Raw genomic sequence first — 11,882 nt, 5'->3', positions numbered from 1 at the left:
CGGTAGGTCAGCGATTCTCTTTTTACAGAAATGATACGTTTTGGTAAATTATTTTCTCCGAAATGTATTGTAATAGAAAATGTGCCAAATCTGCTTAAAGCAAAAACCGAAAATGGTGACAAGGTTATTGATATAATTGTATCAGAGCTAGAAATGATTGGATATCATGTTGACTATGACATTTTGGAAGCAACTTCATTTGGAGTTCCTCAAATAAGAAAAAGATTGGTGGTAGTAGCCAGCAAATCTAAGTTGAACCAACCATTTCCTTTGCCTACTCACACATGCGAAGGTCAGAATACATCTTTACTAAAAACTCCAACATCTATTTGAAACTGTAAGGAACCACTTGACATCTGACTGGGAAGGCGGCATTAAATTTGGATTAGAGAGAGGATATTTAGTGTAATACAAATCTTACGTCGCTTTTCCGGATGTACGATATATAATTGACAGATAGTAGACGAGGGACGAGAGCTTCCATATTACGCCCTGTCTGCTGATAAAACCAGTCCTGCGCTTGCAGCTTCACGCCACGTAATCACAGCCCTGTTTTCCTGCCGCTTCAAACGCCTTTGCCCTCCCCGGCGGCAACGGCATTTTCACGGCAACGCCGACAGAGCGTATAACACACTACACTTTGCAAGAAGAGTCGTGTGCCAAGGGGCAAGCCCCTTTGGAAACTCCGGACAACAAAACAGGCGGTATGCTGCCCTCGGGAGCATACCGCCGTTTGTTGTTGGCAGCCCGTTTCACGGTCTGTTTTCGCCCTTTGTAAAGTTTGGCGTATCGTATTTATGGAGTATCTGAAAGAGAAGAGCAGCACAATGCTGTATGAGCAATTCGGCGAGTTGAAATACAAGTACCGGAACCGAGAATTTTGGTGCAGAGGATGGTACTATGTGGATACAGTAGGGAAAAATGAGAGCCGAATTGCAGAGTACATGAAGAATCAGCTAAAAGAGGACGGGATGGGAGAGCAACTGAGAATCCCATGTAGCAGCCCGTTTACGGGCGGCAAGTAACAGTCCTCACGCAGATGGCAGACCGTATTACGCGTTGCACGCGTCCGCGAGGAACAGAGGGCTATGCCTGCATAGTGACAACCACCATCGAAGCTGGTGGTTATGTGCATTATGCCTAGGGTAAAAAAGACGTCATCCGCCCGCTCACGTTGCTACTCCTTGCTTTAAATGGGGACAATTTTTATTTCCTGCCCGAAAATCAGCCGGTCTGCTAACCTGTGAGAACGCTGTTTTTTCGATTGATATGGATTGAAAAACAGCGATGGTAATGGTATGATAAAACTGCTGTGAGATAAGGTCCTATCTGCCCTAAAGAGGACAGATGATATATGGGGCTTGGAGCAGCCCATTTGAAATGGAGGAGTTATTTATGAGGATTTATCAGTGCGCCGACTATTCGTCTATGAGCCGCAAGGCGGCCAGTATAATAGCCGCCCAGATCCAGCTAAAGCCGGACTGTGTCCTGGGTCTGGCCACCGGGTCCACGCCGGTCGGTGCCTATGAGCAGCTGGTACGGTGGTATCAGGATGGGGAGTTGTCCTTTGCCGAGGTAAAGACGGCCAACCTGGATGAGTATTATGGCCTGGCCCCGGAGCACGACCAGAGCTACCGCTATTTTATGCAGAAAAACCTGTTCGACCATGTGGACATTAAGGCGGAGAATACCCATGTACCCAACGGGCTGGCCGGGGACCCTGAGAAAGAGGGGGCCGGATATGACCATATGATCCGGGCGCTGGGGGGGATTGACCTTCAACTGCTGGGCCTGGGCCATAATGGGCATATTGGCTTTAATGAGCCCGTGCCAGCGAAGCCGATGTGCCCCGGCAGGCCCTCACCATGGGTATCGGCACCATTATGAACGCCAGGAGCATCCTGCTGGTGGTCAATGGAGCCGCCAAGGCGGATATTGTGCGGGCTGCCTTCCAGGGGCCTGTGGTGCCTCAGGTCCCGGCCTCGGTGCTCCAACTGCATCCTAATGTAGTGCTGGTAGGGGACAGGGGAGCTTTAAGCAAGCTGGACCTGGAGAAGACAGAGCTGAAGTGAGGGACGGGATGTTTCCTTCCCTTATGACTTGTACTGTCTGCCACACCAGTGATAAGAGAGGATGCCAGCGCCTTCAACCTGATATCTAGTCTAACTGGCTCGGACCGCCCTCTGGGCGGCCCGAGCTTTTTCCAGATGAAGAAGTTGGACGAAAAAGCAGAAGCTGGTATAAAAATGTAAAAAAGGATAAAAAACCGCGATATTACTAAACAATACAGACAAAATACACAAGATTGAAGCTGGAAGTCTGGGCAATTTTGCCCTTGCGCCGCTCCTTTGAATTGGTTACAATATGGTAACAAAAGTAACAAGCAGTTGCTTTTGGTTGTCATAATTATGACAAAACCGTATCGAAAGGAGTGAAGACAATGATACGCAAGCTGTTTTCCGTGACGCTGTGCGCCTTTGCCTTGCTCCTCCTGATGGGTGCCAGCTCTGTTCCAGAGCAGACTGTGACCATCGTGGCAGAGGAGGGGAGCGTTCCCACCAATAGTGGTGTAACGCTTGAAACTGATAAGGTAAGTGATGAGGCGGTCCACGGGGCCGCCGGGGCCAGCCTGATCGAGTTGGCCGAGAATACAGATAGTAAGCTCCTGATTGACGGAGTGCCAGCGCCTAGCGACGTGGCCCGGATGCAGAAGGACGGTATCACCTATGTGTCTCTGGCTGGTATGGCTAAGGCTCTAGATGACACGGCTCAGGTCCAGTGGGATAGCGGGACCGGTGTGGCCACTGTGACTACCGCCAATTTGAATGTGACCGCCAAGGTCGGTCAACTGTATATGGTGGCCAATGGCCGTTATCTCTATCTGCCAGAGTCCGCACAGGTGGTGGAGGGTCGGCTCACGGTCCCGCTCTGGGCGGTGGCCGAGGCCTTTGACGCCAAGGTGGGCTGGGACAGTGCTACCGGGACCGTGACTGTTACACGGGGCAGTGGGGCGATCCAGTCCGGCGAAAGCTACTATGATCAGAACGATTTGTTCTGGCTCTCACGCCTGATCTATGCCGAGAGTGGCAACCAGCCTCTGGAGGGCCAGATGGCTGTGGGAAATGTGGTGCTCAACCGAGTGGCCAGTCCTATCTATCCCAACACCATCGAAGGGGTGCTGGCACAGAAAAACCAGTTTTCTACCTATCAATCCGGAAGCCTGGCCAAGCGTACCCCAAATGAATCCAGTGTCATCGCTGCCAAACTGGTGCTGGATGGCGGGGTGGTGGAGGAGACCAGAGGAGCCCTGTATTTTGATTCTAGCGTGGGTAGCTGGGCCTCTCGAAACCGCAACTGCATCGCCGTGATAGGCGGCCACAAATTTTATGACTGAGAAGACGGCCTGCGGGCCGTCTTTTTTATTTGTTCCAAGGAAATGGCGGGCACCATAGTCAGATGCTGAACAGACAAAATTGGGGCTTCCTTTTTTGTATATTCATGTATATAATATAGCTACCTTATTATGGCCACATTACGGCCTGTGGGAGGATACAAAACGATGACGAGAAGCAACGCCCGCGAGATCGCGGTACAGATGATATTTTCTCTGGGATTTGGAAATTTGAGTGCGGATGAGGTCCTCGACACCCAACTGACCCAGGAGAGATTTCAGGAGCTGGCGGAGGATATGCCCCTGTATTCCCAGTTCCCCAATGAGAAGCAGGCCCAGTACATACGGGACCTGGTCCGGGGGGTCTTTGCCCATGGTCCGGAGCTGGACGACTATATCAGCCGCTATGCCGTGGGCTGGTCCTTTTCCCGTATCCCCCGTATGGCGGCAGCTATTATGCGTACCGCTATGTATGAGGTCCTGTATATGGAGGAGATCCCCAACGCCGCTGCCATTAATGAGGCGGTGGAGATCGCCAAGAGCTATGAGTCTCAGGACGTGGTAGCCTTTATCAATGGGATCTTAGGCTCGTTTGTCCGGGCAGAGTTTGCCGACACCCCGCCAAAGCCGGAAAAAGCGGCCAGAGCGGACGACAAGGCGGAGGACTGAAATGGCGGTCCTTGCGCTGGATACCAGCAATTATACCACCTCAGTGGCTGTGTTTGACGGTCAGACCGGCTGCAACAGGAGCAAGTTGCTGGAAGTCAGACCGGGGGAGCTTGGCCTGAGGCAGAGTGACGCCCTGTTCCAACATGTGCGGGAGCTGCCCGGACTGTTTGAGCAGTTGGAGCGGCAGGGCCTGTTAGAGGGGATTGCCGCGGTAGGAGCCAGCACCCGTCCTAGAGAGGTGGAGGGCTCCTATATGCCATGCTTTCTGGCCGGGAGTTCTCAGGGGAGGGGTTTAGCCCACACTCTGGGCGTCCCATTTTTTGCCCATTCCCATCAACAGGGGCATCTGGCTGCCGCCGCCTGGTCCGCCGGACGGCTGGATCTGCTGGATGGCCCTTTTCTGGCTTGGCACCTGTCGGGCGGAACTACGGAGCTGCTGCGGGTGGAGCCGCAGGGCTGCTCGGTCAAAGGGGAGATCATCGGCGGTACCACCGATATCTCTGCTGGACAACTGATCGACCGTACTGGTGTGCTGCTGGGCCTGAACTTCCCGGCAGGGAAGGCACTGGACGAATTATACAGACAAACGGATGCCGGTCCGGGCTACCGGGTGAAGCTGGACGGTCTCCACTTCTCCCTGTCCGGAATGGAAAATCAGGTGAAAAAGCTGCTGGAGCGGGGGGAGAAACCGGCCGACATCGCCCGGTTCGCGCTGAATACTGTGTGTGATGTGGTTCACCGGGCCACAGTAGCAGCCCAGGACCAGTATCCCGGACTGCCTGTCCTGTGCTCCGGCGGTGTGGCCTCCAACCGCCATTTGCGCCATGTGCTCACAGAGTTCTGTCAGGCCATCTTTGCCCAGCCCCAGTTTGCCACAGACAACGCTATGGGGACAGCGATCCTTACCTGGCGGGCTTGGAGAGAGGGGGGACAGGTATGACGGGAGATCGTACCGTCCTGACCCCCAGCCAGGTAGGCGGATATCTGAAAAACCTTATGGACCGGGACCGGCTCCTGTCCTCGCTTCTGGTCCGGGGAGAACTGTCCAACTACAAGATGTATCCTTCGGGACACCACTACTTCACCCTGAAGGACAGTGAGGGCGCCCTGCGCTGTGTTATGTTCCGCGGCGACGCCCAGTCTCTTCGCTTCCGGCCGGAGAACGGGATGCAGGTGGTTGCCGCTGGCCGTATCACCGTATTCCCTCGGGACGGCCAGTACCAGATGTATTGTGTCCGCCTGACGCCTGATGGGGCGGGGGACCTGGCCATGGCCTTTGAACAGTTAAAGGAGCGCCTGCTGCGGGAGGGGCTGTTTGACCAGGAGCATAAGAGGCCAATCCCCAAATTTCCAAAGGTCATCGCGCTGGTGACTTCGCCAGCCGGGGCGGCGGTCCGGGATATGCTCCGAATCCTGGGTACCCGCTGGCCTATGGCCCAGGTGAAGGTACTGCCGGTCCGTGTCCAGGGCGAGGGCGCGGCCGAGGAGATCGCCGCCGCCATCCAGTGGGCCAACTGGAAGCGGGTGGCGGACCTGATTATCACGGGCCGAGGCGGCGGCTCTATGGAGGACTTGTGGGCCTTCAATGAGGAGATCGTGGCCCGGACTATCTATCAGTCGGAGATCCCGGTGATTTCTGCCGTGGGACATGAGCCGGATGTGACCATTGCCGACTTCGTGGCCGATTTGAGAGCCGCCACCCCTTCCAACGCCGCTGAATTGGCGGTACCCGATCAAAATGAGATCTATTCCACCCTGATGGGAGGGAAAGAGCGGCTGGAGGGAGGACTGCTCCACCGCCTAGCCCGATACCGGCAGCAGCTGGACCGCCTGGCTCAGAGCAGGACTATGACCGACCCCGCCTCCTATTTCCGGGACAAGCGGCTGCTGCTGGACTACCAGAGCAGCCGTCTGATTCACGGACTGGAGAGGAATGTTTCCGGACAGAGGGAGCGTGCGGCCAGGTTGGCGGCCTCTCTGGACGCAATGAGTCCTCTGAAGGTTTTGGGGCGTGGATACGCCATCGCGCAAAGAGAGGATGGCCATGTGCTGACCTCGGCGCAAGGAGCCGCTCCGGGTGACAGGCTCTCCCTGCGTCTGTCGGACGGCAGCTTGGAATGCCGTGTAGAAGAAAGGATAGGTGTGCCCGATGGCAGGAAATAAGAAATTGGATTTTGAGGCTTCTATGGCTCGGCTGGAGGAGATTGTAGCCCTCCTTGAGCGGGGAGAGGCTCCGCTGGAGCAGGCGATGGCCCTCTTTGAAGAGGGAGCTAAACTGCTGCGGGAGTGTACTGCCCAGTTGGACAAGGCGGAGCAGAAGGTGAGCCTGCTGATTGCGGGTGAGGACGGACAGCCACAGGAGCGGCCTTTCGCACGGGAGGAGTAAGGGAAAATGAACTACCAGCAGCAGATGGACCGGGCCTATGCCCTAACAGAAGAATACCTTGCCTCCTGCTTCCAGGGGGAGGGGTTGGAAAAGGCCATGCGATATAGCCTCATGGCCGGAGGAAAGCGGATCCGCCCTATCCTGACCATGCTGTTCTGTCAGGCAGCCGGCGGTGAGCTGGAGGAGGGATTGGAGTTTGGTTGCGGGGTAGAGATGCTCCATACCTATTCCCTCATCCACGATGACCTGCCCTGTATGGACAACGATGACCTGCGGCGGGGGAAGCCCACCTGCCATAAGGTATTTGGCGAGTGTGTAGCCACCTTGGCCGGGGATGCCCTTCAGGCGGCTGCCTTCCGTACTGTGCTGTTTGCGAAGGGGCCCTGGTCAGGTGAGGGAGCGGCAGCTCCTGCCCTGGCCGCCGGTGTGCTGGCCGAGGCGGCAGGCGTGCAGGGGATGTGCGGCGGCCAGTACTGGGATACCATTGGGGATGGACAGCCCCACAGTTTGGAGGACTTGACGGCCATCCATGACAAAAAGACCGGCGCCCTGCTGCGGGCCGCCTGTGTCATGGGGGTTCTGGCCTGCTCCGGCCATAGAGAGGTAGATGACAGCTGTATTGACGCGGCCAGGGAGTATGCCACCCATCTGGGGCTGGCCTTCCAGATCCGGGACGATGTGCTGGATGCCACCTCCACCACAGAGGAGCTGGGTAAGCCGGTGGGATCGGACAGCGCCAACGGCAAGACCACCTATGTGACACTGCTGGGGGTGGAGGGCTGCCGGGAGCAGGTGGTAGAGCATACCCGCTTGGCGAAAGAGGCTTTGGAGCGGGGCGGATGGCGCGGCAGCATCGGCTGTCTGTGCTGGTTGGCGGATCATCTGGCCCAGAGAAGCAACTAAGGGCGATTTAAGAGCAGGGGGGACAGGCATGGAGCATTATCAGGGCTTCCTCACTGGGAATTTGATGTTGGATCTGGCCATTACAGCTTGGTTCGCTGCCCAGATGATCAAGGTGTTGACCGATCTGGCTATCCGGCGTAAATCCAGCCTGAGCGCGCTTATTAGCAGCGGTGGGATGCCAAGCTCCCATTCGGCCTTTGTGTGCGCGCTGGCGGTGTCTATGGGCATCGCCTACGGCTGGCATAGTCCATTGTTCGCTCTGGCCGCTGGCCTGGCGGCAGTGGTGATGTATGACGCTTTCAATGTGCGCTGGTCCACTGGCGAGCAGGCCAAGGCACTCAACCAGCTGCTCGGCAGCCTGGAGGACCTCCCTCCTGACCTGAAGGGCCGCCGGCTGAAGGAGGCACTGGGGCACACGCCGTTCCAGGTGTTGATGGGTGCCCTGCTGGGTATCTCGGTGGGGCTTCTGACCCTGCTTTGGAAATAAGCGCCGCCCCGGTCTACAAGATCCGGGACGCGGGAGCGAAGGAGTCGCATAGGATTGAACAGAGAACAAAACGGTCCGCGCAGACCGCTGTTGGCGGATCTGACAGACAGGGAGGGCGAGGCCCTCTGTGCTCAACTGCGCCAGGAATTGGTGGAGGAGGTATCCAAGACAGGAGGGCATCTGGCCTCCAACCTGGGTGCGGTGGAGCTGACAGTGGCCATCCATCGGGTATTTGATACCGCCCGGGACCGGCTGGTATTCGACGTGGGGCACCAGTGCTATCCTCACAAGATGATTACCGGCCGGAGGGAGGCGATGTCCACTCTGCGCCAGTACGGCGGTATTGCTGGCTTTCCAAAGCCGGGGGAGAGCGGCCACGACGCCTTTATCGCCGGCCATGCCTCCAACTCGGTGGCGGTGGCGCTGGGTATGGCTCGGGCCAGAACAGCGATGAAGGAGGACTATAAGGTACTGGCTCTCATTGGTGACGGGGCCCTGACAGGCGGATTGGCCTACGAGGGGCTGTCCAACGCTGGGGAGTGCGGCCAGCAGCTGCTGGTCATCCTCAACGACAATGGGATGTCCATTACCGCCAACGTAGGCGGGGTGGCGGAGCATCTGGCTCAACAGCGGTTAAAGCCCCAGTACCTGACCTTTAAGAAACACTACCGCCGCATCATGGGGAAGACCTGGGTGGGGCAGCGGATATACCAATTTACCCACCGGGTCAAGAAGGCGCTGAAGCAGAGCCTTCTGCCGTGCAGTATGTTTGAGAATATGGGATTTACCTATCTTGGTCCGGTAGACGGGCATGACCTGCCAAAGCTGACCAGGATTCTTCAATATGCCAGGGAACTGAATGAGCCGGTCCTGCTCCATGTGAGGACCGTCAAGGGAAAGGGGTATCTGCCCGCTGAGGAGAATCCGGACGCCTTCCATGGAGTTGGGCCCTTTGATCCCATGACCGGCCTGATGAAAAAGGTGGGCGGCGACAATTTCTCTGCTGTGTTCGGCAGAAAACTCACTCAAATGGGACGGGAGCACCCGGAGATATGCGGCCTGACAGCCGCTATGATGGGGGGCACCGGCCTGGGGGAATTTGCCAGGGCCTTCCCGGACCGGTTCTTTGACGTTGGGATCGCCGAAGGCTGCGCCGTTTCCATGGCAGCCGGAATGGCCAAGGAGGGTGCGATACCCGTGTTTGGAGTGTACTCCACCTTTCTCCAGCGGTCCTACGATATGCTGATCCACGATGTGGCCATTGACCACCTCCATGTGGTGCTGGGCGTGGATCGGGCCGGACTGGTGGGAGAGGACGGGGAGACCCACCATGGCGTCTTTGATGTGGCCTATCTGGATAGCGTCCCGGGGATGACAGTCTTTGCGCCCTCCAGCTTCCAGGAGCTGGAGGAGATGCTGGAGCGGGCCGTGCTGGAAATCAAGGGGCCGGTAGCTGTCCGTTATCCACGTGGCGGCGAGGGGATGTATACGGGCAGTTCAGGCAGCGGGCCTGCTGTACTGCTAAGGGAGGGGAGAGATCTTACCCTGGCGGGCTACGGCATCCAGATTAACGATCTGCTGGAGGCGGCTGACCTTCTGTCCAAAGAGGGGATCGAGGCCCAGGTGGTCAAGCTGAACCAGATTACCCCTCTCCCGACTGAGCTTGTAGCCGACTGCGTCCGTCAGACTGGAGCCCTGCTGGTAGCCGAGGACTGCGTGGCCAGTGGCAGCGTGGGACAGCGTTTGGCCGCGGCGCTGGAGGAGAAGCAGATCCCGGCCAGGATATATCGGATCGACTGCGGACAGGAATTTGTGCCCCACGGGGCAGTCCGGCTGCTGAAGCGGGATCTGAATTTGGACGGGCCTGGAATCGCCCGACGGGCCATGGAGGTGCTGGGCTGTGTCAAATAAAAAGCGACTGGATGTAGCCATGACAGAGCAGGGGTTAGCGGAGAGCCGTCAGAAGGCCCAGGCGGTCATCATGGCCGGACAGGTCTATGTAGATGGACAGAAGGTGGACAAGGCTGGAGCGCCTGTGGGTGAGAGTGCCCGCATCGAGGTCCGGGGCAAGACGATGCCCTATGTGAGCCGGGGCGGTCTGAAGCTGGAAAAGGCCATGGCCTGCTGGCCGATTTGTCTGGAGGGGGCAGTCTGTGCCGATATCGGCGCTTCCACAGGAGGATTTACCGATTGTATGCTCCAAAACGGGGCGGCTAAGGTATTCGCGGTGGATGTGGGCTATAACCAGCTGGACTGGCGGCTCAGGACTCATCCAAAGGTCGTCTGTATGGAGCGCACCAATGCCCGATACCTGACAGCGGAGCAGATCCCTCAGCCTTTGGATTTTTTCTCAGTCGATGTGTCTTTTATTTCCCTAAATCTGATCCTGCCCGCTCTACGGCCCCTGATGGCTCCAGGCGGAGAGGGCGTCTGCCTGGTGAAGCCCCAGTTTGAGGCGGGGAAGGACAAGGTTGGGAAGAAAGGCGTGGTTCGGGACCCGGAGGTCCATCTGGAGGTATTGAGCCAGTTTTTGATTCACGCGGAAAATGCGGATTTCACTGTAAAGGACATTACCTTTTCGCCTATAAAGGGTCCGGAGGGAAACATTGAGTACCTGGGTCATCTACGTGCCGGAGCCGGCGTGCCCTATGAGGGGGACCTGTGGGAGCTGGTCCAGCGATCTCACAACGTGTGGAAGGAGGGGCGGGAATGAAAGTTATCCTCAGCTCAAATCCATACCGGGACCGGGGTCTGAAGGCCGCGCTGGAGGCACAGCGCATTTTAGAACGATCTGGTGCCCAGACGGCGCTCTGCCTGCCCTTCGTCCCGAAGAAGGGGGACCGGGTCGATGTGCCGCGCCAGTTGACACTGTCCTCTCTGGAGCGGGAGCTGCCCAGTGCGGATCTTCTGATCTGCTTCGGAGGAGACGGTACCATCCTCCATGCGGCCAGGGACGCCACGCTTCACGATGTGCCGATTCTGGGGGTCAATATGGGCAGCGTGGGCTTTATGGCGGAACTGGAGCGGTCCGAGCTCCCTCTGTTGGCTCCGCTGGCCCAGGGAAACTTTTCTATCGAGGAGCGGATGATGCTGGATGTCCAGGTAGTGCGGGGGGGAAAAATTATCAGCCAGGACTTGGCGCTGAACGACGCTGTGGTGTTCAAGGGCTCCATGGCGCGGGTGGCGGAGGTGGAGGTGTGGGCCGACCAGGTCCAGGTGAGCAGCATCATGGGGGACGGCGTCATCGTGGCCACCCCAACGGGGTCTACGGCTTACTCCATGTCCGCCGGAGGCCCCATTGTAGAACCTACCTCTCGAAGCATCATCATCACTCCAGTGTGTGCCCACCAACTGGCTGCCCGTGCGATGGTACTCTCTCCGGAACGGACGGTGAGCGTTACCCTGCCCCGGGGAACCCGCAAGCATTTGTACCTGTCAGTGGATGGAGGCAAAGCAATCCGACTATCAGGCAGCGACAGAGTGGAAGTCCGGCGGTCTACCCACTGCACCAAGCTGGTCCAACTGGCTGGCCGGAGCTTTTATCAGGTCATTAACCAGAAGCTGGGAGGATTCACAAAGTGAAAAATTTGCGTCAGGCTGAAATATTAAATATCGTACAGTCGGTGGATATAGAGACACAGGAGCAGATGCTGGAGGAGCTGAAGTCCCGAGGCATCTCGGCCACCCAGGCCACGATTTCCAGGGACATCAAGGAACTTCGGCTGGTCAAGGTTTTGACCGGAAAAGGTGCGTACCGCTACGCCCCTAGCGAGCGGAAGGGCGCTGTTACTTCTGACACCAGGCTGCGCAATATTTTCAAAGAAGGGGTCATCTCGGTGGATGTGGCCCAGAATATCGTAGTGGTCAAGACGATGCCGGGACTGGCCTCAGCTGCCTGTTCCGCTCTGGACAATATGGAGATTCCTGGAATCGTCGGCAGTCTGGCAGGGGATGACACAGGCATTTTGATCATGCGCGACAGTGCTGCCGCCCAGTCCTTTAACAGCGAGGTTCACAAGCTGCTGAAGTAATTTGATTTGTGGACA

At 57.2% G+C, this 11,882-nt stretch carries 11 protein-coding genes and 3 pseudogenes; all 14 read left to right on the top strand.

What is annotated here, in order from left to right; genetic code table 11:
• Positions 1–24: 24 nt before the first annotated feature.
• A pseudogene (locus OCV64_RS16190) lies at positions 25–333 on the top strand (DNA cytosine methyltransferase); the annotation flags it as partial.
• Between the two features lie 461 nt (positions 334–794).
• Positions 795–1,025: pseudogene (locus tag OCV64_RS08180) on the top strand (transposase); the annotation flags it as partial.
• Between the two features lie 370 nt (positions 1,026–1,395).
• Positions 1,396–2,072 (top strand): annotated as a pseudogene (locus OCV64_RS08175) (glucosamine-6-phosphate deaminase).
• A gap of 368 nt (positions 2,073–2,440) precedes the next feature.
• Entirely contained in the window at positions 2,441–3,394 is a 954-nt protein-coding gene (locus OCV64_RS08170; RefSeq protein WP_186852487.1) for a cell wall hydrolase, read from the top strand.
• Between the two features lie 165 nt (positions 3,395–3,559).
• A complete protein-coding gene (nusB, locus tag OCV64_RS08165; RefSeq protein WP_147572201.1) occupies positions 3,560–4,060 on the top strand; it encodes a transcription antitermination factor NusB in 501 nt (166 codons plus the stop codon).
• 1 nt (position 4,061) lies between these two features.
• Entirely contained in the window at positions 4,062–5,000 is a 939-nt protein-coding gene (locus OCV64_RS08160) for a Kae1-like domain-containing protein (RefSeq protein WP_240287808.1), read from the top strand.
• A complete protein-coding gene (gene xseA / locus OCV64_RS08155) occupies positions 4,997–6,223 on the top strand; it encodes an exodeoxyribonuclease VII large subunit (RefSeq protein WP_262669782.1) in 1,227 nt (408 codons plus the stop codon). The genes OCV64_RS08160 and xseA overlap by 4 nt, the downstream gene beginning before the upstream one ends.
• A complete protein-coding gene (gene xseB / locus OCV64_RS08150; RefSeq protein WP_147572204.1) occupies positions 6,210–6,446 on the top strand; it encodes an exodeoxyribonuclease VII small subunit in 237 nt (78 codons plus the stop codon). Before xseA ends, xseB begins: the two co-directional genes overlap by 14 nt.
• A 6-nt stretch (positions 6,447–6,452) precedes the next feature.
• Entirely contained in the window at positions 6,453–7,349 is an 897-nt protein-coding gene (locus OCV64_RS08145; RefSeq protein ID WP_186852490.1) for a polyprenyl synthetase family protein, read from the top strand.
• Positions 7,350–7,377: 28 nt separating this feature from the next.
• Positions 7,378–7,836, top strand: a complete 459-nt coding sequence (locus OCV64_RS08140; protein ID WP_186852491.1) for a divergent PAP2 family protein — start codon at positions 7,378–7,380, stop codon at positions 7,834–7,836.
• A gap of 54 nt (positions 7,837–7,890) precedes the next feature.
• Complete coding sequence (dxs, locus tag OCV64_RS08135; RefSeq protein ID WP_262669781.1) at positions 7,891–9,747, top strand: 1-deoxy-D-xylulose-5-phosphate synthase; 1,857 nt, start codon at positions 7,891–7,893, stop codon at positions 9,745–9,747.
• Positions 9,737–10,549 carry a TlyA family RNA methyltransferase gene (locus OCV64_RS08130; protein ID WP_262669780.1) on the top strand — a complete coding sequence of 271 codons (813 nt, stop codon included), beginning with the start codon at positions 9,737–9,739 and terminating at the stop codon, positions 10,547–10,549. The genes dxs and OCV64_RS08130 overlap by 11 nt, the downstream gene beginning before the upstream one ends.
• The gene (locus OCV64_RS08125) at positions 10,546–11,418 is read left to right on the top strand and encodes an NAD(+)/NADH kinase (protein ID WP_147572208.1); all 873 of its coding nucleotides are present in this window, start codon (positions 10,546–10,548) and stop codon (positions 11,416–11,418) included. Before OCV64_RS08130 ends, OCV64_RS08125 begins: the two co-directional genes overlap by 4 nt.
• Complete coding sequence (locus OCV64_RS08120; RefSeq protein WP_147572209.1) at positions 11,415–11,867, top strand: arginine repressor; 453 nt, start codon at positions 11,415–11,417, stop codon at positions 11,865–11,867. Before OCV64_RS08125 ends, OCV64_RS08120 begins: the two co-directional genes overlap by 4 nt.
• The last annotated feature ends 15 nt before the right edge of the window (positions 11,868–11,882 follow it).

Source organism: Muriventricola aceti, from assembly GCF_025567565.1.
Classification (GTDB): domain Bacteria; phylum Bacillota; class Clostridia; order Oscillospirales; family Oscillospiraceae; genus Lawsonibacter; species Lawsonibacter aceti.
The sequence above is the reverse complement of the archived record's forward strand: the minus strand, read 5'-3'. Positions and strand labels throughout refer to the sequence as shown.

Coding starts and splice junctions, on each gene's coding strand:
- OCV64_RS08170 (WP_186852487.1), top strand. CDS start 2,441: ATGATACGCAAGCTGTTTTCCGTGACGCTGTGCGCCTTTGCCTTGCTC.
- nusB (WP_147572201.1), top strand. CDS start 3,560: ATGACGAGAAGCAACGCCCGCGAGATCGCGGTACAGATGATATTTTCT.
- OCV64_RS08160 (WP_240287808.1), top strand. CDS start 4,062: ATGGCGGTCCTTGCGCTGGATACCAGCAATTATACCACCTCAGTGGCT.
- xseA (WP_262669782.1), top strand. CDS start 4,997: ATGACGGGAGATCGTACCGTCCTGACCCCCAGCCAGGTAGGCGGATAT.
- xseB (WP_147572204.1), top strand. CDS start 6,210: ATGGCAGGAAATAAGAAATTGGATTTTGAGGCTTCTATGGCTCGGCTG.
- OCV64_RS08145 (WP_186852490.1), top strand. CDS start 6,453: ATGAACTACCAGCAGCAGATGGACCGGGCCTATGCCCTAACAGAAGAA.
- OCV64_RS08140 (WP_186852491.1), top strand. CDS start 7,378: ATGGAGCATTATCAGGGCTTCCTCACTGGGAATTTGATGTTGGATCTG.
- OCV64_RS08125 (WP_147572208.1), top strand. CDS start 10,546: ATGAAAGTTATCCTCAGCTCAAATCCATACCGGGACCGGGGTCTGAAG.